The 20,256-nt window shown below is 72.9% G+C and carries 17 protein-coding genes; 8 read left to right on the top strand and 9 right to left on the bottom strand.

Annotated features, from left to right (window positions below; all coding sequences use genetic code 11):
• Positions 1–76 precede the first annotated feature (76 nt).
• Both H5J29_RS02920 and H5J29_RS02915 read left to right on the top strand, forming a co-directional pair.
• Positions 77–1,576 (top strand): class I adenylate-forming enzyme family protein, encoded by a 1,500-nt coding sequence (locus tag H5J29_RS02920; RefSeq protein WP_181779332.1) that lies wholly within the window; start codon positions 77–79, stop codon positions 1,574–1,576.
• Positions 1,569–2,666, top strand: coding sequence for a DUF7064 domain-containing protein (locus H5J29_RS02915; RefSeq protein ID WP_181779331.1), 1,098 nt, complete (start codon positions 1,569–1,571; stop codon positions 2,664–2,666). The genes H5J29_RS02920 and H5J29_RS02915 overlap by 8 nt, the downstream gene beginning before the upstream one ends.
• Here H5J29_RS02915 and H5J29_RS02910 read toward each other — a convergent pair.
• Positions 2,596–3,816 carry an epoxide hydrolase family protein gene (locus H5J29_RS02910; RefSeq protein ID WP_181779330.1) on the bottom strand — a complete coding sequence of 407 codons (1,221 nt, stop codon included), beginning with the start codon at positions 3,814–3,816 and terminating at the stop codon, positions 2,596–2,598. The genes H5J29_RS02915 and H5J29_RS02910 overlap by 71 nt on opposite strands.
• A complete protein-coding gene (locus H5J29_RS02905) occupies positions 3,816–5,438 on the bottom strand; it encodes a flavin-containing monooxygenase (RefSeq protein WP_181779329.1) in 1,623 nt (540 codons plus the stop codon). The genes H5J29_RS02910 and H5J29_RS02905 overlap by 1 nt, the downstream gene beginning before the upstream one ends.
• 182 nt (positions 5,439–5,620) lie before the next feature.
• Between H5J29_RS02905 and H5J29_RS02900 the strand changes: the two genes are divergently transcribed.
• The 6 genes from H5J29_RS02900 to H5J29_RS02875 all read left to right on the top strand — a co-directional run bounded on the left by H5J29_RS02900 (position 5,621) and on the right by H5J29_RS02875 (position 13,161).
• On the top strand, positions 5,621–6,484 hold the full coding sequence (locus H5J29_RS02900) for a mycofactocin-coupled SDR family oxidoreductase (protein ID WP_181779328.1): 864 nt from the start codon (positions 5,621–5,623) through the stop codon (positions 6,482–6,484).
• A 159-nt stretch (positions 6,485–6,643) separates the two neighbouring features.
• Positions 6,644–7,501 carry a branched-chain amino acid ABC transporter permease gene (locus H5J29_RS02895; RefSeq protein WP_181779327.1) on the top strand — a complete coding sequence of 286 codons (858 nt, stop codon included), beginning with the start codon at positions 6,644–6,646 and terminating at the stop codon, positions 7,499–7,501.
• On the top strand, positions 7,502–9,316 hold the full coding sequence (locus tag H5J29_RS02890) for a branched-chain amino acid ABC transporter ATP-binding protein/permease (RefSeq protein ID WP_181779326.1): 1,815 nt from the start codon (positions 7,502–7,504) through the stop codon (positions 9,314–9,316).
• Positions 9,306–10,112 (top strand): ABC transporter ATP-binding protein, encoded by an 807-nt coding sequence (locus H5J29_RS02885; RefSeq protein ID WP_246393349.1) that lies wholly within the window; start codon positions 9,306–9,308, stop codon positions 10,110–10,112. The genes H5J29_RS02890 and H5J29_RS02885 overlap by 11 nt, the downstream gene beginning before the upstream one ends.
• A gap of 50 nt (positions 10,113–10,162) precedes the next feature.
• Positions 10,163–11,980 carry a flavin-containing monooxygenase gene (locus tag H5J29_RS02880; RefSeq protein ID WP_181779325.1) on the top strand — a complete coding sequence of 606 codons (1,818 nt, stop codon included), beginning with the start codon at positions 10,163–10,165 and terminating at the stop codon, positions 11,978–11,980.
• Between the two features lie 80 nt (positions 11,981–12,060).
• A complete protein-coding gene (locus tag H5J29_RS02875; protein WP_181779324.1) occupies positions 12,061–13,161 on the top strand; it encodes a zinc-binding dehydrogenase in 1,101 nt (366 codons plus the stop codon).
• Between the two features lie 36 nt (positions 13,162–13,197).
• Here H5J29_RS02875 and H5J29_RS02870 read toward each other — a convergent pair whose 3' ends face one another.
• The 7 genes from H5J29_RS02870 to H5J29_RS02840 form a co-directional block, all read right to left on the bottom strand.
• Positions 13,198–14,292, bottom strand: a complete 1,095-nt coding sequence (locus tag H5J29_RS02870; protein WP_312858027.1) for an LLM class flavin-dependent oxidoreductase — start codon at positions 14,290–14,292, stop codon at positions 13,198–13,200.
• A gap of 8 nt (positions 14,293–14,300) precedes the next feature.
• A complete protein-coding gene (locus H5J29_RS02865) occupies positions 14,301–15,824 on the bottom strand; it encodes a class I adenylate-forming enzyme family protein (RefSeq protein WP_181779323.1) in 1,524 nt (507 codons plus the stop codon).
• Complete coding sequence (locus H5J29_RS02860) at positions 15,821–16,717, bottom strand: VOC family protein (RefSeq protein WP_181779322.1); 897 nt, start codon at positions 16,715–16,717, stop codon at positions 15,821–15,823. The genes H5J29_RS02865 and H5J29_RS02860 overlap by 4 nt, the downstream gene beginning before the upstream one ends.
• A gap of 32 nt (positions 16,718–16,749) precedes the next feature.
• On the bottom strand, positions 16,750–17,520 hold the full coding sequence (locus H5J29_RS02855; RefSeq protein ID WP_181779321.1) for an HpcH/HpaI aldolase family protein: 771 nt from the start codon (positions 17,518–17,520) through the stop codon (positions 16,750–16,752).
• Positions 17,502–18,581, bottom strand: coding sequence for an NAD(P)-dependent oxidoreductase (locus H5J29_RS02850; RefSeq protein WP_181779320.1), 1,080 nt, complete (start codon positions 18,579–18,581; stop codon positions 17,502–17,504). Before H5J29_RS02850 ends, H5J29_RS02855 begins: the two co-directional genes overlap by 19 nt.
• Positions 18,578–19,828, bottom strand: coding sequence for a cytochrome P450 (locus tag H5J29_RS02845; protein ID WP_181779319.1), 1,251 nt, complete (start codon positions 19,826–19,828; stop codon positions 18,578–18,580). The genes H5J29_RS02850 and H5J29_RS02845 overlap by 4 nt, the downstream gene beginning before the upstream one ends.
• The coding region (locus tag H5J29_RS02840) for an oxidoreductase C-terminal domain-containing protein (RefSeq protein ID WP_281375820.1) at positions 19,825–20,256 on the bottom strand (432 nt) is incomplete at its 5' end. The genes H5J29_RS02840 and H5J29_RS02845, both read right to left, overlap by 4 nt.

Below are 20,256 nucleotides of genomic sequence, written 5' to 3'. Positions count from 1 at the left end.
GCTACGGCTCGGCCATCCGGTCCCTGACCTAGTGTCCCGGACCCACGAACCGCAGGAGGTCGCGACGGTGTCGACGATGAGCCACTGGTGCGCGTTCTGGGCGCGGTGGAACCCCGCGGGCGTGGCGCTGGTCCACGCGGGCAGGCCGTACCGCTGGGCGTGGCTGGAGTCCGAGGTCGCCGCGATGGCGGGGCGGTTGCGCGCCGTCGGGATCGGCCTCGGCGACCGGGTCGGGATCCTCGCCCACAACCGCCCCGAGTTCGTCGTCGCGCTGATCGCGGTCGCCCGGCTCGGTGCGGTGCTCGTCCCGTTCAACCCGCGGCTCACCCACCCCGAGGTGCGGGAGGCCGCGGCACTCGTCGAGCCCACGCTCGTGCTGACCGAGCCGAGCTTCCGGCACGTCGTCGCCGGCGTGGTCGACGAGGCCGCCACGATCGACCTGGACGACCCCGAGCCCTTCGGCCCGGGTCCGGTCACCCCGGTCGGCGTGGACGACGGGCCGGACCTCGCACCGGACGACGCTGTGCTGATCTGCTTCACCAGCGGGACCACCGGCCGTCCCAAGGGTGCGGTGCTGACCCACGGCAACGCGGCGGCGGTCGCGGAGGCGACGGCGATCGTGACGGGCCTGACGCAGGCGGACGTCTCGCTCGTCCCCGCCCCGCTCGCCTTCGCCGGGTCGAGCGGGGCCGTGGCGATCCCGCTGCTCCGCTGCGGCGGGACGCTGGTGCTGGACCAGGGCGCGGATCCCGAGTTCCTGCTGTGGCAGGTCGAACGGCTGCGGGTCACCCAGCTCGGCGTCGTGCCGGTGATCTACGAACGGATGGCGGCACACCCCGCCTTCGGCTCCGCCGACCTCTCCAGCCTGCGCGTCGCCCGGTGCGGGGGCTCCTCGGTGTCCCCCTCGCTGGTCGAGGCCTGGCGCAGCCGCGGCGTGCCGCTGGTGACGAGCTACGGCCTGACCGAGGCCACCGGGTTCGCGATCCAGATGCCGCCCGCGCGGATGGACGACAAGCACGGGCTCACCGGGCTCCCGATCACCGGTCTGGCCTGCCGGGTCGTCGCCGACGACGGCCGGGTGGCCGAGCCGGGGACACCGGGTGAGCTGCAGCTGCGGGGCCGCACGGTGATGCGGGGCTACTGGCAGGACCCGGGGGAGACCCGCGCGGCCCTCACCGAGGACGGCTGGCTGCGGACCGGCGACCTCGCGGTGTCCGACGACGAGGGCTTCGTCGGGATCGTCGACCGGATCAAGGACATGCTGATCTCCGGGGGGATCAACGTCTACCCCGCCGAGATCGAACGGGTGCTCGCCGGTACCCCGGGCGTGCGCGAGCTCGCCGTCGTGGCCGAGCCGCACCGGCGGTGGGGCGAGGTGCCGGTCGCCGTCGTGGTCGCCTCCGACCGGCCGCTGGCCGAGCGCGGGCTGGTCGAGACCGCACGAGCACGGTTGGCCGACTTCAAGCGACCCCGGCGGATCGTCTTCGTGGACGAGCTGCCGCGGAACTCGACCGGGAAGATCATGAAGGCGGACCTGCGGGCCGTCGTGACGAAGGGACGGGACCTCGATGCCTGACACGGGCGAGCTCACCACCACTCCCGAGCCGGGGACCGTCTGCCGGTACGGCCCGCAGGACGAGGTGCTCCACGACCCGGGCTCGGCCGCGACGTACAACGAGAGCGCGTACCTCAACTTCGCCGCGGGCCCGGCCACCGACGGTCTGCTGGGCGGGGTCCTCCGGGTGGGGCTGCGGCCGAACGAGGGCTACTCGCAGTTCTACCTGTGCCTACCGATGTCCGACGGCTCCACCCTGTACTGGAGCGCCCGCAGCCCGCTCGACGCGGCCACCTTCCCCGTCGGTCGGACGACCTGGACCTCGTCGTCGCTCACGATGGACGTCCTCGACCCCGGGCGCACCTGGCGGATCACCTACGAGGACGAGCAGACCCGGCGGGTCGTCGACCCGGGTGCCCTCGACCACGTCGGGCGGGCGCTGAACGCGAGCGACGCCGTGCGGTGCCGGCTCGATCTCACGTTCACCGCCGACCGGCCCCTGCACGTGATGCAGCCGACGGGGGAGATGATCCCCGGCCAGGACGCGGCCAAGGACCACTACGAACAGTTCGGAACGGTGTCGGGGACCCTCGTCGTGGGGGACCGGACCTACCCGGTGAGTGCGGCCCGGTCGTTCCGCGACCACTCCTGGGGCCCCCGCGACTACGTCTCCGCGATGTCCGACATGGACTGGTTCAACCTGTCCCTCGACGGCGGACCGGACTTCGTGGGCTACCGGATCAACAGCCGACCGGACCTGTCGGTCCAGGGGGTCCGGATCGACGGGGCGGGCGCGGCGTTCCTCGACGACGTCGTCGTGCGGAGCGACTGGACCGGGCTCGGCGCCGTCCGCGGGCCCCTGTCGATCGAGATGGCCGTCGCGGGGGAGCGGGTGACGATGGACGTCGAGGTCGTGCGCGCGGTCATGATCCGCCACCGCTCCGCCGAGCAGACCGTGCACAACACCTTCGGCCTGGTCCGGGTCCGGGCCGGTGACCTCGGCGGCGGGGGCTGGCTCGACCTGAACCGCCCCGCCGCCGTCACCGGCGCAGCGGCCGCAGCGTCGCGCGGATTCCCTGGATCACGGCCTCCGGGTTCTCCCACCCGGTGAAGTGACCGCCCCGGTCCGCGACCTCCACGAGGACCGGGGCGAACCACTTCCGCGTGGGTCCCTGCTCGAACAGCGCGATGCGGTTCTCGGCCGTCGCGCCCGGGGGGTAGGCGTCTCCGGCGAGGAACGTGAAGCCCGCCGGGGCCTCGACCGCGGGCGTCCGGTCGTGCGAGGGGCGCCAGGGGTAGCGGACCCCGTTGCGGTAGATGCGGATCGAGGAGCCGATCGTCTCGGTCACCCAGTACAGGGTGGCGTTCGTGAGCACGTGGTCCCGGGTGAACACCTCCTCGAAGGGCACGGCCGGGTCGCTCCACCTCCGCCACCGCTGGAGGAGCCAGGCGAGCATCCCGACCGGCGAGTCGGCGAGGGCGTGCGTGAGGGTCTGGCCGTCGAGCATGTGGGCGGAGAAGTGCGAGGCGTACGTCTCGAAGTAGCGCATCCAGCCGGCGCGCAGCTCGGGCGAGGCCCCCTCGGGGATCCCGCGGCCGCCGCCCCAGTACAGCTCGCTGTTGTACCGGTCCAGCGGCAGGTCCATGCCGAGGTGGATGCCGACCAGGTCGGCGGCGTACCTGTGCCCCAGCTGGGCGGTGACGAGGGAGCCGTAGTCCGATCCCGCGGCCGCGAACCGCGGGTACCCCAGCACCTCGGTCATCAGCGTGTGCCAGGTGTCGGCGATCTTCCAGAAGTTGGTGTCCGGCGGGGCCGGTGTGGAGAACCCGAAGCCGGGCAGGGACGGCACGACGACGTCGAACGCGTCGGCCGGGTCGCCGCCGTACGCGGCCGGGTCGGCCAGCGGCCCGATGACCTTGCTCCAGTCCCAGAAGGTCCACGGCCACCCGTGGGACAGGACGAGCGGCACCGGGTCCGGCCCCCGCCCCGGCTGCCGGACGAAGTGCACGGGGTGGCCGCCGACCTCGACCCGGTGCTGGGGGAAGGCGTTGATCGCGGCCTCCTGCGCGCGCCAGTCGAACCCGTCGACCCAGTAGTCGACGAGCTCCCGCAGGGTGGCGGTGCTGATGCCGTAGGAGGAGTCGGCGTTGTCCGGGTCGGCGTCCCAGCGCGTCGCCCGGAGGCGACGGCGGAGGTCCGTCAGCGTCTCCTCGGGGACGTCGACGGTGAAGGTCTCGAGGGTGGTCCCGGTGGGTGGCATCAGCGGATCACGAAGTGGTCGGTGTAGCCGGCCTTCGCGACCTCGTCGCACCGGGCGGCGTACTGCGGCACGCTGCCGAAGTAGCCGTAGACGGTCTTGGCCTTGCCCGGGACGTTCGTGCCCAGGAAGTACGACTCGGTCCCGGACTTGGCGAGCATCGTGCCCTGGTAGAGGTCCATCACGTGCTCGCCCCACTCCTCCTGTGCCGCGGGGCGCGGGTCGATGTAGGTGTGGCCCCCGGCGTCCAGGTGGGCGATGAGCTCGGTGATCCAGACGACGTTCTGCTCGCCGCAGATCGGGACGTTGCAGAAGACGCCCTTGGTGTGGGGGCCGGTGACCATGAAGAAGTTCGGGAACCCGGCCACCCCGATGCCCAGCAGCGTGCGTGGGCCGTCCGCCCAGTAGTCCTTGAGCGCGACCCCGTTCTCGCCGACGATGTCGATCCGGGTGAACGCGCCGGTGAACGCGTCGAACCCGGTGGCGAAGATGATCAGGTCGAACTCGTGCTCGACGCCGTCGACGACCATGCCCTTCGGGGTGAACCGCTCGTAGGGGGTCTCCTTGAGGTCGACGAGCCGCACGTTGTCCTGGTTGTAGGCCTCGTAGTAGCCGCTGTCCATGGTCACGCGGCGGGTCGAGAACGGGTAGCGCGGCATCAGCTTCTCGGCGACCGCCGGGTCGTCGATGCGCGCGCGGGCCTTCTCGCGGACGAACTCGCCGAACTCCTCGTTGATCGTGTCGTCGGTGTAGACCTCGCTGAACCCGTTGTGCCACTTCGCGAAGCCCGGCCGTTCCCAGAGCTGCTCGTACACCTCGCGCCGACCGGCGGCGTCGAAGTCGTGGCCCGACCGCGGGTCCCAGGCGTACATGAAACCGATGAAGCTCTGGTTGCACTTCTCGAAGAGCGACCGGGACTGGCCCTGCAGCGCCTGGTGCTGCTCGTCGGTGATGGGGGAGTTCCGCAGGGGCACGCAGTAGTTCGCGCTGCGCTGCAGGACGGTCAGGCTCGCCGCCGTCTTGGCGACCTCGGTGATGACCTGCACCCCGCTGGCGCCGGTCCCGAGGACGGCGACGCGTTTGCCCGCGTAGTCGACGGGCTGCTGCGGCCACCGTGCCGTGTGGTGCCACTCGCCCTCGAACTCGTCGAGCCCGGTGAGGTTCTCCGGCATCTGCGGCGCCGACTCGGTCCCCAGGGCCGTGACCAGGTAACGGGCGCGGTGGGTCTCGTCGCGGTCGGTCCGGACCTCCCAGACGTTCTCCGCCGCGACGTACCGGGCGGAGGTCACCGTCGTGTCGAAGTCGATGCTGCGGCGCAGGTCCAGCTTGTCCGCCACGAACCGCAGGTACCGCTCGACGTCGGCCTGTGAGGCGTAGTGCTCCGGCCAGCGCCACTCGCGGTAGATCTCCTCGGAGAAGAAGTACCCGTAGGTGTAGGACTCCGAGTCGAGACGGGCGCCCGGGTACCGGTTCGCGTGCCAGGTGCCGCCCACGTCCGATCCCGCCTCGAAGGCCCGGACGTCCAGGCCCGACCGGTCGCGGAGCCGATGGATCTGGTTGAGCCCGTTGATCCCGGCGCCGATCACGATGGCGTCGTACAGCGGCGTCGTTGCGTCTGTGTCCACACCCGTCTCCTTCTCCCCGAGGCGCGCCTCACGTCGGATCCGACCCTACCGGCCGGTCGGTCGTCGGTCCAGATCGGCGGAGCGCTGGTTGCCCGGCGCCCACGCGGGCGCTAACTTGGCCACGCCAACCGACCGACCGGTAGTCGGACTCGGGCAGGTGCGGAGCGCGCGGAAGGACGACGATGACCGATTTCGCTGTGGGGGAGGCGGTTCCCGCCGCCCAGGTGCCCCGGGAGCCGACGGCCCGCCGTTTCGTCGGCAAGGTCGCGCTCGTCACCGGCGCCGCGCGCGGGCAGGGTCGGGCCGAGGCGGTGCGCCTGGCCGCCGAGGGTGCCGACATCATCGCGGTCGACCTCGACGAGTCGCTCGACACCACGTCGTACCCGGGCCCGTCGTACGAGGACCTCGCGGAGACCGTCGCCCAGGTCGAGCGGTGGGACCGACGGATCGTGGCGGTCGAGGCGGACGTCCGGGACCTCGACGCGCTGCAGGACGCGGTGGCGGAGGGGGTGTCGACCCTCGGCAGGCTCGACGTCGTGATCGCCAACGCCGGGGCGGCGACGGCGGCCCATGCCTGGGAGATCAGCGCCGAGCAGTGGCGGGAGGCGATCGACGTCAACCTCACCGGGGCGTTCCACACCGCCAAGGCCGCCGTGCCGGTCCTGCTCCGGCAGGGGACCGGGGGGTCGATCGTCTTCACCAGCTCGGTCGCCGGGCTGCGCGGGGCCCCGTTCCTGGCGGCCTACTCGGCCGCCAAGCACGGTGTCGTGGGCTTCGCGACCGCGCTGGCCAACGAGCTCGCCCCCTACCGCATCCGGGTCAACACGGTGCACCCCAACGGGGTCGACACCGAGCTGAAGGTGCACGAGCTCTTCGCCCTGCTCGAGCAGCACTCCTTCGCCAGGCCCTACTACACGGGCTCGCTGCCGGACGCGACCAGCGACTCCGACGACATCGCGGCCGCGGTGGCCTGGATCGCCTCGGACGAGGCGCGCCACGTCACCGGCATCCAGCTCCCGGTCGACCGCGGACGGTTGAGCCGCTAGCACGTGGACAGCCGGACGGGGACCCCTTAGTCTTGTCCTACCGGCCGGTCGGGAGGCTACGCCGACCGAGCCGCTGCCGAACCTTCGACGACGAGGAAGGCACATGAACGACGTACAGCCCGACGGGTCGAGTGATCCGCTGATCCCCACCGCTCCCGCATGAGCGCGATCTGGGCAGGCCTCGCGCTCGGGGCGATCTACGGCCTGGTGGCGCTCGGCTACAACATCGTGTTCGTCTCGTCGGGCGTGTTCAACTTCGCCCACGCCCAGCTGCTGATGCTGGGCACGTTCGTCGCGTTCTTCGGGACGGTGACCCTCGGCCTCCCGCCGTGGCTGGTGTTCGTCCTGGCCGCCGTCGTCGTCGCGCTCGTCGCGGTGATCGAGGAGCGCACGGCGATCCGGTTCGTCCGCAGCACCGAGGGCCTCCTGGTCACGACGTTGGGCTTCGCCACGCTGCTGGACGGGGCCACGCAGGTCATCTGGGGCGGGGAGCCGCTGCAGGTGCCGTTCTTCGGGCCCAGCGAGGTCGTGTCCGTCGCCGGCGGGCAGGTGTTCCCCGTCGAGCTCGTCCTGATCGGTGCGATGGTCCTGCTCACGATCGTCTTCGTGCTGGTCAGCCGGTTCTCGATGCTGGGCATCGCGATGCTCGCCGTGTCGGAGGACCGCGAGGCCGCACTGATGCGCGGCATCAACGTGCGCGCCTACGCGGTGGGGGCGTTCGCGGTGGCCGGTGCGGTCGCCGGGGCGCTCGGGCCGCTGGTGGGACCGAAGACCTTCGCGGTCGCGACCCTGGGCACCGCGCTCGCGCTCAAGGGGTTCGTCGCCATGGCGATCGGCGGGTTCGGCAGCGCGCCCGGTGCCCTCATCGGCGGTCTGGCGGTCGGCCTGATCGAGGCACTGGCCGGTCGCTACCTCGGTCAGTCGTTCGCCACGCTGATGGTCTTCGTGGCGCTGCTGGCCGTCCTGCTGTTCAAACCGACCGGACTCTTCGGTCACGCACGGGAACGGGTGGTCTGAGTGAACCTGGCAACCGCCGCCCGCCGGATACCGTCCTGGAGCCTGCCCCTCGTCCTCGCGGTCGTGGTGGCGCTGCTCCCGGTCCTCGGCGTCGGCTCGTCCGTGCTCCGCCAGGTCGTCCTGGTGTGCATCCTCGCCCTGCTGGTCAGCGGGCTGAACCTGAGCCTCGGGTACGCCGGTGAGCTCGCCCTGGGCCAGGCCGCGATCTACGCGGGCGGGGCCTACGTCAGCGGCTACCTCGGGGCGCACGGCCAGACGGACCTGCTCGTGCAGCTCGTCGTGGCCTGTGGCGTCGCGCTGGTGCTCGGGCTCATCACCGGCATCCCCGGGCTCCGGCTCAACAAGTGGGCCCTGGCGATGGTGTCGTTCTTCCTCGTCCTGCTCGTCCCGGACATCCTCGACCTGTTCGAGGAGGAGACCGGCGGGCGGCTCGGGCTGACCGGCATCGAGCCCGTGACGCTGTTCGGTCTCCCGCTGGACCGGGAGGCCTTCGCCGTGGCGGTGGTCGTCGTGACCGCCCTGTGGATCGTGGTCTTCCGCAACCTGGTCACCTCCCGGCACGGGACGGCGTTCCTGGTGCTGCGCGAGAGCCCGGTGCTGGCCTCGTCGACCGGCATCTCCGTGTTCCGGATGAAGCTCTCGGCGTACGCGATCGGGGCCCTGCCCGCCGGCATCGCCGGGACCCTGTTCGCCAACCTCGACCAGTACCTGTCGCCGGAGTCGTTCGGGTTCGCCCTCGCCGTGTCCATCCTGGCCGCGTCGATCCTCGGTGGCTCCGCCAGCGTGTACGGCGCGCTCATCGGCGCCGTGATCCTCCAGCTCGGACCGCTGCAGTCGACCGAGTTCGAGCAGTACGCGCTGATCGTCTACGGCCTCCTGCTGCTGGTCTGTGGCGTGCTGCTGTCCTCGGGCATCGCGGGCATCGTCGGGAGGCTGCGGAAGAAGGTGGAGCGGCGCTGGCTGCCGCGCGAACAGGCGCCGCCCTACGAGGGCGAGCTCCTGCCCGATCTCGACGGGGCCCGGCTGTCGGTCGAGGGGCTCTCGAAGTCCTTCGGCGGCCTCCACGCGCTCGACGGCGTCACCCTCGACGCACGTCCCGGCGAGGTCACCGCGCTCATCGGCCCGAACGGCTCGGGCAAGACCACCATGCTCAACATGATCTGCGGGTACTACCGCGCGGACGCGGGGGAGATCCGGCTCGACGACACGGTGAGCCCGCGGGCCCCGTTCCAGGTGGCCCGCGCGGGCGTCGCGCGGACCTTCCAGACCCCCTCCATCCCGTCCGGCATCACGGTCGCCGAGGCGGTGCGGGCCGGTCGCTACGCCACCGAGCACACCTCCTTCCTCTCCGCGGTCCTGCGGCTGCCGGCGTATCGCCGGGCGAGGGCCCGAGACCTCGACGAGGCCGCCCGGGTGCTCACCCTCGTCGGCCTGCAGGACCTCGCCCACGAGGACGCCACGTCGCTGCCGCTGGGCACCCGGCGGCTGCTGGAGGTGGCCCGGTCGCTGATCTCCCGGCCCCGCGTCCTGCTGTTCGACGAGGTGGCGTCCGGGCTCGACGAGGACGAGGTCGACCGCCTCGGCGAGCTGATCCGCAGGCTGCGGGACGCCGGCGCGACGATCGTGCTCGTCGAGCACAACTTCCGGCTCGTCCTCGCGCTCGCCGACCGGATCCACGTCCTCGCCCGGGGCTCCATCCTGGCCACGGGCTCCCCCGCGGAGATCGAGAACCATCCCGACGTCCTCCGCGAGTACCTCGGCACGCCGGTCGCGTCGGCCGCTGCCACCCCCGGTGGAGGCCGCGATGACGACTGACGAGATGTCGACGACGACGCCGAGCCGGGCGGAGGAGCCTGCGCCGATGCTGTCGGTGAAGGACCTCGTGACCGGCTACGGGGACATGCGGGTCGTGCGCGAGGTCTCGTTCGACGTGCTGCCCGGCGAGGTCACCGCGCTGCTCGGGCGCAACGGGGCGGGCAAGACGACGACGCTGCGGGCGATCGCCGGGCTGAACAAGATCACCAGTGGGTCCGTCCGGCTCGACGGCGCCGACATCGGCCCGCTCCCGCCGCACCGGCGGATCCGGGCAGGCCTGGGCGTGGTGCAGGAGAACAAGCGGGTCTTCAAACGCCACACGGTCGAGGCCAACCTGCTGCTCGGCGGGTACTCGACGGGGGTGCGGCGCAAGCAGCTGCGGGAGTCCCTCGAGGAGGTCTACGAGCTGTTCCCGGCGCTCCGCGGCCGGACCTCCACGCCCGCGGGCCAGCTCTCCGGTGGGCAGCAGCAGATGCTGGCCATCGGCCAGGCGATCATGGGCAGGCCGAAGCTGCTGATGCTCGACGAGCCGTCCGCGGGCCTGGCCCCGGCGATCGTGCTCGAGGTGATGGACAGCGTCGAGAAGCTCAAACGCTCGGGACTCGGGATCCTGCTCGTCGAGCAGGCGGTCGAGGCGGCGGTGGGGGTGGCGGACCGGGTCGCGGTGCTGGAGATCGGCCGGGTCGTGATGTCCGGCCCGGCAGGCGCCATCGACGACCTGGAGATCATCAAGGAGGCCTACTTCGGTCGGGTCCCGGGAACGGATGCGGGCCTGACCACCGGGGCCCCCGACTAGCAGGACCGCGGAGACCCGCGACGGCGACGGCAAGGAGGCTGAGGAGCAGCATGGCGGACACAGCGGGGCGCGAGCAGGTCGACCTCGAGGCACTGCGGCGGAAGTACCTCGAGGAGCGCGACAAGCGGCTCGGGGGGAACCGGGCGGAGCTCCCCGAGTTCACCGGAGACCTGGCGCGCTACCTGGTCGACCCGTACACCACGCCGGTCGAGCGGGAGCCCCGCCGGGACCGGGTGGACGTCGTCGTGGTCGGCGCGGGCCTCGGCGGGCTGCAGATCGGTGCGGCGCTCCGGGAGGTCGGGGTCGAGCGGATCAGGTTGATCGACACCGCGGGCGACGTCGGCGGTGTCTGGTACTGGAACCGCTACCCCGGCGCCCGCTGCGACGTCGACTCGCTGATCTACCTGCCGCTGCTGGAGGAGGTGGGCGGCCCGCTCCCCGAGGAGAAGTACGCGCGGGCCGAGGAGATCCTCGCCCACGCACGCAGGATCGCCAAGCACTACGACCTCTACGACGACGCGCTGCTCCAGACGACGGTCGAGGGCATGGAGTGGGACGCGGGGTCCGCGGAGTGGGTCACCCGCACCGACCGCGGCGACCTGGTCCGCTCGCAGTTCGTCATCCTCGCCAACGGCCCGCTGACCCGCCCCCGGTTGCCTGCCATCGAGGGCATCGAGGAGTTCCGCGGGGTCTCGTTCCACACGAGCCGCTGGGACCACGCCTACACCGGCGGCGAGCCCGGGGCCGACCCGACGAACCTGCACGACAAGGTCGTCGGCGTGGTCGGCACCGGCGCCACGGCCATCCAGTGCGTGCCGCCGTTGGCACGCACGTCGCGTCGGGTGCACGTGTTCCAGCGGACCCCGTCGACCATCGGCGCGCGGGACAACCACCCGTTCGACAAGGACTGGCTGGCCTCGCTCGAGCCGGGCTGGCAACAACGCCGGATGCGGAACTTCATCGAGGTGCTCTACGGCGGGTACCCGGACGAGGACCTCGTCGACGACGGCTGGACCCACGTGTGGCGGGAGCTGTTCGTCAACCCGGAGTTCCGGTCCTTGGCGCCCGCCGAGCTCGCGGCGGCCAAGGAGCTCGCGGACGCCCGGACGATGGAGGCCATCCGGCGGCGCATCGACGAGACGGTCTCCGACCCGGCCACCGCCGAGGCGCTCAAGCCGTACTACGCCTACATCTGCAAGCGCCCGGGCTTCAGCGACGAGTACCTCGACGCGTTCAACCGGGACAACGTCACGCTGGTCGATACCGGGGGCCGCGGCATCGAGCGGGTCACCCCGACCGGGGTCGTGGCGGGCGGCCGCGAGTACGAGCTGGACTGCCTGGTCTTCGCCACGGGCTTCGAGGCCAACGAGGCGGGCTCGTCGTTCACCCGCCGGATCGGGTTCGACGTGCTCGGGCGCAACCACGTGAGCCTCGCGGCCAAGTGGACGCCCGGCCTGGCCACCCTGCACGGCCTGATGACGGCGTCGTTCCCCAACATGTTCGTCCAGTCCGCCCCCAGCGGGCAGAACACCGAACCGGCGAACTTCGTGCACACCCTGCAGGAGAACGCGCGGCACATGGCCTACATCATCGGCGAGGTCCGCAGGCGCGGCGCCCGCACCTTCGAGGTGACGGAGGCGGCCGAGGAGCAGTGGGTCGCCACGATCGTCGACCGCGCGGTCGACGACGCCGCCTTCCTGGAGGCGTGCACCCCCGGCCGCCGCAACGCCGAGGGCAGGCTGGAGGCGCGGTCGCCCGCCAACCGGAACTTCGGCGGCGGCCCCCTGGAGTTCTACGCGCTGCTCGCGGACTGGCGCTCGTCCGGGCGGCTGGCGGGCCTGGCCCTGGAACCGGGCGGAGCGGCGTGACGGCCGAGCCGGTCGGATGCCGGTGGTGAACCCCCGCCGTCTCCTGACGAGCAGGGGGCGTGCGGGATGACGTGTGCGGGATGACCACGTACCGGCAGGTCGCCTGGGACGGTCGCGACGCCACCCTGCGCCTGGTCGAGGTCGACGTCCCGCCCGCGCCACCCGGCGGACTGGTCGCCCGGGTCACGGCCGCGGGCGTCTGCGGCACCGACGCCCACCGCCTCGCGGGGCAGGTCCCCTCGCCCGCCCGGCCGATCACGTTCGGGCACGAGGCCGTCGGGGTCGTCGAGGAGCTGGGTGCCGGCGTCGCCGTCGACTGGGCGGGCGACCCGATCCGGCTCGGCGACCGGATCACCTGGTTCCCCAACGCCTCCTGCTACCGCTGCCATGCGTGCGTGGTGCTCGGCAACAACTCGTTGTGCGAGCGCAAGACCTGGCCCGAGCCCGCCGGCGTGGCGGGTCCCGCCGGGTTCCAGGACCGGGCGCTGCTGCGGGACAACGTCGTGTTCTTCCGGATCCCGGACGGCACTCCGGAGGAGGCGGTCATCGCCTTCGGGTGCGGGATGCCGACCGCGGTCACCGCCGTGCGCAAGGCCGGTGTCCTGACCGCGCACGACACCGTGGTGGTCCAGGGCAGTGGGCCGGTCGGGCTCGCCGCCACGCTGATCGCGCGGCGCAGCGGGGTCCGGTCGGTCGTCCTGATCGGCGCGCCGGACTCCCGGCTCGACTGGGGCAGGCGGCTGGGGGCGGACGAGGTGCTGTCGATCGAGTCCACCACCCGGGAGGAACGGTCGCACCGGGTCCGGGAGCTGACCGCGGGCCGGGGCGCGAGCGTGGTGATCGAGGCCGCGGGCAGGCCGGCCGCCTTCCCCGAGGGGGTCGCCCTGCTGGCCAGGGGCGGCCGGTACGTGGTCGCGGGCCTCTACTCGGGAACCGAGACCGTCCCGTTCGATCCGGTGCAGGTCAACAACCGGGATCTCACCATCATCGGCAGCCTCTCCACGCGGCCCGCCGAGAAGTACGAGGGCGTCCTGCTCGCCGCTCGCTACCACGAGCGGTTCGGTCTCGCGGACTTCGTCAGCCACCGGTTCGGTCTGGACGACCTGTCCGCCGCGATCGAGCACATGGCCTCCGGGACCGCCACCAAGGCGATCGTGGTGCCGAAGATCCCGAACGCCTGAGCATGCCGACCGTCCGTCCGCCGGCGCGGGATCCGCTCACCCGCCTGCGGCCGCCTCGACGGTCGGTGCCGCCGCAAGGAGCCGGGAGAGCGTGCCGAGCGCCCGGACGTGGGCGACCGCGAGGTCCTCGGACAGGCCCGCGGGGGCGGCGAAGGTGTAGACGGTCCGGATGGGGGTGCCCGCGACGCGGTCACGGATCTGCGCGGCGACCGTCTGCGGGGTGGCCACCAGGATCCGGTCCCGTCCGCCCATCAGGCGGGGCGAGCGGGAGGCGGGACCGTCCAGCGGGGGCGGGGTCGGCAGGTCCGTGCCCTCCACGGCCGCCTGCCGGTAGCCGTCCCACTGCGTGGTGTGGTGGGGGAGCAGGGACGCCCAGGCCCGTTCCGGGTCGTCCGCGACGAAGAAGGTCAGCGGCCCGGCCATGCGGGCCGTCTCCGGTGGCAGGCCCGCCTCGGCCAGCCCGTCGCGGTAGGGCTCGGCCAGGGCGGGATCGGCGGAGAGCAGGCCCTCACCGAGCCTGCCCGCGAGTCGAGCGCCCCGCGGGCCGGTGAACCCGAGCCAGATCGGGACCCGAGGCTGTGCGGGCGACGGGGTCACCGCGCCGTCGAGCCAGATCCGCCGCAGCTCCCGCACGCGTTCCGCGGTGACTCCCCGGCGCGTCGACGGGTCGGCGCCGTACAGGGCGAACTCCGGCTCGCGGTACCCCGCGCCGATCCCGAGCTCGAGCCTGCCGCCGGACAGCAGGTCGACGACGGCGGCCTCCTCCGCGATCTGGACGGCCGGGCGCAGGGGCGCGAGCAGGACCGACGTGCCGAGGCGGAGCCGTCGGGTCCGCGCCGCGACGGCGGCGGCGAAGGTCAGCGGCTGCGGCAGGTACCCGTCGGCGAAGAGGTGGTGCTCGGAGAACCAGGCCGAGTGCAGCCCGACCCGCTCGGCCTCCTCGCACAGCTCCAGCGCGAACCCGTACAGCCGGGCCCCCGCGCGCCGCCACGCCGACGGGTTGCGCAGGTCCAGGCAGATGCCGACCTCGACGGGTGCCTGCGGCGGCGGGCTCGCGACCCGGCGACCCGCGCGGCTGACCAGGGTCGCGATCGCGCTGAGCGAGACCGCACCGGTCACCTCATCGTCCACCGCATCGTTCACCGCATCGCCTGGTGCCACTGCTCCCGCAGGACGTGCTTGCGCACCTTGCCGGAGGCCGTGCGCGGCAGCGAGTCGACGAACTCGACGGTGCGGGGGAGGCGGTAGCCCGCCACCTGCTCGCGCGCCCGGGCGGTGAGCTCCTCGGCGGAGAGGTGCCGGCCCGCGGCCAGCACCACGAACGCCGCCACGCGTTCGCCCCACCGCTCGTCCGGCAGCCCCACGACCGCGACCTCGGCGACCTCGGGGAAGCGCTCCAGCACGCGCTCGACCTCGACGGGATAGACGTTGAGCCCGCCGGAGATGATCATCTCCTTCTTCCGGCCGACCAGCGCGACGAAGCCCTCCTCGTCCCGCCGCGCGAGGTCGCCGGTGTGCAGCCAGCCGCCCGCCAGCGTCTCGGCCGTCGCCTGCGGGTTGCGCCAGTAGCCCTGCATCACGAGCGGGCCGCGCAGGAGCATCTCGCCGACCTCCCCGACGGCGACCTCCGCGCCGGCGTCGTCGACGATCCGGACCTCGTCGTACGGCGCGGGCAGGCCGAGGTACCCGGCCTTGCGGATCACGTCCTCGGCTGGCAGGAAGAGGTTGACCCCGGCCGACGCCTCGGTGATCCCGTATCCCTGGATCAGCTGGACGTCGCGCTCGGCGGCGAGCTCCGCGAGATGCACCGGCACCGGCGCGCCCCCGGTCTGGATGCGGGCCAGGGTGGACAGGTCGGTGTCCGCCGCGTCGGCGTGGGTGAGCAGCCGCTCGACGATCTCCGGGGTCGCGGTGATCCACGTGACCCCGTACCGCTGGATCCGGCGCAGCGCCGAGGCCGGGTCGAAGCGCGGCTCGAGCACCACCGTGGCGCCACTCTGGAAGGTGGGCAGCGTGGGGTTGAGCAGGCCGCCCGCGTAGCAGAGCGAGAGCAGGTTGATCTGGACGTCGTCGCGGCCCAGCCCGAAGCCCGACGTCCAGGCGAGGCTCTGGTGCAGCAGGTTCCCGTGGGTCAGGACCGCGCCCTTGGACCGCCCGGTGGTGCCGGAGGTGTAGATGATGGCGGCCGGGTCGTCCCCGGAGAGCCAGGGGACCTCGCCGTCGACCGGGTCGGTGGTGGCCCCGTCGAGCTCGTCGACGTCCACCCACGGCACGGGCAGGATCGCGGTCGTCGCCTCGTGCACGGCGGCGAAGCCGTGGTCGGTCAGCACCACCGCCGGTTCGGAGTCCTCGATCACCAGGGCGAGCTCGGGGGCGGTGAGCCGGACGTTGTACGGGCAGAACAGCGCGCCGAGCCGCAACGTGGCCCAGAACGCCACGAGGTACTCGGTGCGGTTCGGCAGCAGACACCCGACCCGGTCGCCCTGCCGGACCCCGCGGCCGCGGAGGCGGGCGGCGAGCGCGTCGACGGCGGCGTCGAACTGCCGCCAGGTCGTGACGACGTCGTCGAAGACCACGCACGGGTGGTCCGGCCGCCGGGTCGCCCACACCGCGGCCCAGGACGCGACACCCCCGGGCCGGACGTCGGTGCGGGTGTCGCTCACCTCGACCACATCCCGACGAGGTACTCCACGACCACGCCGTCGGCGTCCCGGAAGAACAACGCCGGGACGTCCTGGTGGCCGGCCCCGACGTGCGCCGCGATCGGCGGTGCGGCGTCGGGGACGTGCGTGCGGAGATCGGCGTAGGCCTCCTGGACGTCGTCGACCAGGAGCGCCATCCGGTAGAGGCGGGCCGTGTTGCCCAGCCGGGTGCTCTTCGGCAGCGTCGCCGCGTTCTCCGGCTCGGTGAGGAGCAGCGAGAACTTCTCACGCTGGCCGGGGAGGTACGCGCGGACGACGCGCCCGGCCTCGACCGTGGCGCCCGCCTGCTCGATCCGGTGGTCGACCGGCTCGTCGTGGTCGAAGTGCAGGGCGTCGCGGTAGAAGGCGACGGCGGCCGGGAGGTCCCGGGTGACCAGCCGGATGCTCTCGTAGCGGGGGGCGACGGCGCGCTGCGCCAGCTCGATGCGGGTGCCGTCGATGTCGGTCGTCAACACGACCTCGGAGCGGGCGTCGCCCTGGACCAGGGTGCCCCGCCGCACCGGCAGCCCCCGCTCCTCGAGTCGACCGATCGTGGCCTCGAGGTCCGCCACGGCGAAGCCGAGACCCTGCAGGCCGGGGGCGTCCGCCTCGGCCGGGTCGGGCTGCGCGGTCGGCGGGGCCGTCCATTCCAGCAGGTCGACGACGGGGCTGCGCAGGTCGCGCTCGTCGGCGAGGAAGCAGCCCCGCCAGGAGACCTCGGTCCCGGCGAGCCCGAAAGGCGCGCCGTCCTGACCCTGGTCCGGGGTGGTCGGTCCCAGCGAGTGCAGGCCGAGGACGGACTCGTAGAAGTCCGTGGCACGGTCGAGGTCGACGGTGTTGACGTTCGCGTGCGCGAAGTAGCGGGCCGAGAACACGGCATCGTCTCCAGGTGTCGTCGGGGTTCGGGTCAGCCCGAGAAGGGGGCGAGCGCGGCCGCCGCGGAGAGCCGCACGTACTTCCGGTCGTCGCCGAGGCTGATCCAGTCGACGCCCTTGGCGATGAGCGCCTCGGCGTGCTCGGTGCTGACCGAGACCGTGCCGACGAGCTTGTCGTGCTTGCGGGCGGCGGCGATGGCGGCGTCGAGGCCTGCGACCACGTCGGGATGGTGCATCGCCTCGTCCGACTTCAGCCCGAGGCTGAGCCCCAGGTCGACGGGGCCGACGAAGAGGCCGTCGACGCCCTCGACCGCCGCGATCTCGTCGACCGCGGCGAGCGCGCTCGCGGTCTCGATCATCGGGTAGACGTGGATCCGCTCGTTGGCGGCGTCGGTCGACCGCAGGTGCGGCCGGACCGGCCCGAAGGACCGGTTGCCCAGCGGGGGATAGCGGGCGGCGAAGGCCGCGGTCCTGGCCTGCTCGGCGGTCTCGATCATCGGGACGATCAGGCCCGCGACGCCGGCGTCGGCCGCCCGCATGATGTCCTCCGGCGCCGTCCACGGGACCCGGACGAACGCCGCGGCGCCGTGCAGCTCGACGGCCCGCACGAAGTCCGGCAGGTCGTGCAGGGTGACCGCCCCGTGCTGCGCGTCGAACGCCACGATGTCGAAGCCCGCGGAGGCGAGGACCTCGGCGGTCTGGGTGTCCGGGATGGCGTTGAAGCACGCCAGGGCGGGCTCCCCGCGCCTGCGGCGCTCCGCGTACCGGTGACTGCCCTCGATCTTCACTGTTCCCTCTTCCACCGTTGGAGACAGGACGGCCACACGTCGCCGTTGACGAGCGTGGCGGGCTCACGGCCGTGCAGGGCGTCCACGACGGCCGTGGCGGACATGAGGTAGGCCTTGGCGATCGCCGTCGGCGAGGCGCCCGCGTGGTGCGGGGTCAGCACCACGGTGTCCAGGTCGAACAGCGGGTGGCCCGCCGGGAGGGGCTCCGGATCGGTGACGTCGAGCCCGGCCCCGCCGAGGTGACCCGAGCGCAGCGCGTCGACGAGCGCGTCGGTGTCGACGACCGGTCCGCGGGCGGTGTTGACGAGGAACGCGCCCTCCCGCATCCGCGCGAGCTCGCGTGCCCCGATCAGCCCGCGCGTGCCCTCCGTGAGTGGCAGGTGCAGCGAGACGGCGTCGGCGCGGGCGAGCAGCTCGTCGAGCTCGGCGACCGGCTCCACGCCGGCCGACCGCGCCTGGTCCGGGTCCAGGAAGGGGTCGTGGACCAGCACGGACATGCCCAGCCCGGCGCCGGCGATGCGGGCCACCCGCCTCCCGATCGCGCCGAACCCGACCAGCCCGAGGGTGCCGCCCGCGAGCTCGGGTGGGAAGGCGCCGACGTCGGTGAAGTGCAGCCCGCGCCGCTCCCGGTGGGCCCGCCGGTCGAGCTGGCCGATCTTGCGGGAGACCGAGAGCAGGAGCCCGACCGCGTGCTCGGCGACCGGGACGACGTTGTTGCCCGCGGCGTTGACCACCGCCACCCCGCGGGCCGTCGCGGCCTCGACGTCGATCGAGTCGTAGCCGGCACTGGCGATGTAGACGACCTTGAGCCGGTCGGCCCGCTCGAGCAGCTCCGCGGTGACGAACGGCCTGCCCGGGAGGGCCCCGACGACGTCGAACTCCGCGATCCGCTCCCGGACCGCCTGCTCGGCCTTGGCCCGCTGGCCCGCCGGACCGAGCGGGCCACCGCCCATCGGGCGTTCCTCGGGCGCGAGGGCGTACTCGACGTCGATGTCGCCCGCCTCCGCGTAGACCTCCTCGGCGCGGGGGTCGTGCAGCGTCGTGGGGACGAGGACCCGGTATCTGCGCGCGGTCACGCCCGGCCCGCCCCGGTGACCCTGATCGGCAGCTCGTTGAACCCCCACTGGAAGCTCGACGGGTGGCGCACCACGCGCTCCTCGATCACCTCGAACTCCGGGACGCGCCTGAGGAACTCCTCCACGAGGATCGACCCCTCGAGCAGCGCGAGGTGGTAGCCGAGGCAGAAGTGCTGCCCGTAGCCGAAGTTCACCCAGCGGCGGATCGGCCGGTCCCAGCGGAACTCCTCGGCGTCGGGGCCGTACTCGGCCTCGTCCCTCGCGGCCGAGGGCAGCAGGTAGATGACCCGCTGGCCCTTCCGGATGTGGGCGTCGCCGATGCGCAGGTCGGTGTGCGCGGTGCGGACGAACCACTGCGCGGGCCCGCAGTACCGGACCATCTCGCGGAAGGCCTGCGGCACGGTCTGCGCGGGGTCCGCGCGGACCGCCGCCATCTGGTCGGGGTGGCGCTGCAGCTCCCACAGCCCGTGGGCGACGACCTTCGGCACGGTCTCCGTCCCGCCGACCAGCACCGCCGCGATGGTCATGGCGATCTCGCGGTCGGTCAGCGGCCGCTCGTCCACCTGCGTCGTCAGCAGCCGGTCGACGAGTGCCCAGGGCGCCCCGCCGCCGCCCTCGGCCCGTCGGCGACGCACCCCGGGCTCGACCAGCTCGCACACCCGGTCGAACCGTTCCGGGTCCTGCCTGCCGGTGAGTGGGTCCGCCATGCTGCCGGTGTTCACCAGGTCCAGCACGTACTTGGCCTCGGACAGCGGCAGCCGAAACAGGTGGCACTGCACCGAGGCCGCCACGATGCCGCCGTAGTGCTGGGTGAGGTCGAACCGGCCGCGCGGCACGAGGATGTCGAGCCTCTCGCGCACGAGCGTGCGGATCAGCTCGGCCAGCGTGCGGACGGCCCCCGGCTTGAACGGTGCGCTCTCGGCCTGCCGGATCGTCTCGTAGGTGGGGGAGGGGTACATGTGGTGCATCGTCAGCGGGTCGGTGGCGGGGAACGCGGGCCGCCCGCCGTTCGGGGTCTCCAGGGTCTCCCGCGAGGGCCGGGCCCCCTCCGAGGCGACCAGCTGGTTGTCGCCCTTGCCCAACATCTCGTGCACGTCGGCGAACCGCGCCAGGAACCAGGCGTCGTAGGTCGCGTTGTACGAGATCGGGTTATTCCTGCGCAGCTCGCGGTAGAAGGGCAGCGGATCGGCCATGACCTCCGGCGCGAAGGGGTCGAAGGTCGGGGTGACGGTCGTGTCCGTGGTCATGGGTGGTGCCTTCCGTCTCCTGTCGGCTGGGCGGTGGTGGGTCGCCGTGGGCCCGGTGCAGCGGCGAAGGCGGCGAGGGCCTCGGCCCAGCTCGCCCCGCGGTCGAGCAGGGGGCGGCACCGGAGCATGCCCTTGGCGGAGTTGACGGTGACCGCCGCCGCGGCCCGGTCGCCCCGCCGGTACAGACAGACGAACCGGGGCCCGTCCGTCGCTCCGGCCACGACCCGGACCTCGTCGTGTCCCGTGGTGGACCCCAGGACCTGGATCCTCGACCCGAACTGGTCGGTCCACATCCAGGGGACCGCGTCGAACGGTGTGCTCCGCTCCGGTCCCGCCAGCAGGGTGCGTGCCGCGTGGTGGCCCTGGCGGATGGCGTTGTCCCAGTGCTCGACCCGCACCGGCACACCGGTGCGCGGTCGGCGCGCGCG

Origin of the sequence: Pseudonocardia pini, from assembly GCF_013870575.1 — a bacterium.
In the GTDB taxonomy this organism is placed as follows: Bacteria; Actinomycetota; Actinomycetes; order Mycobacteriales; family Pseudonocardiaceae; genus Pseudonocardia; species Pseudonocardia pini.
Note: the sequence above shows the minus strand (reverse complement) of the source record. Positions and strands in the feature narration are given on the sequence as shown.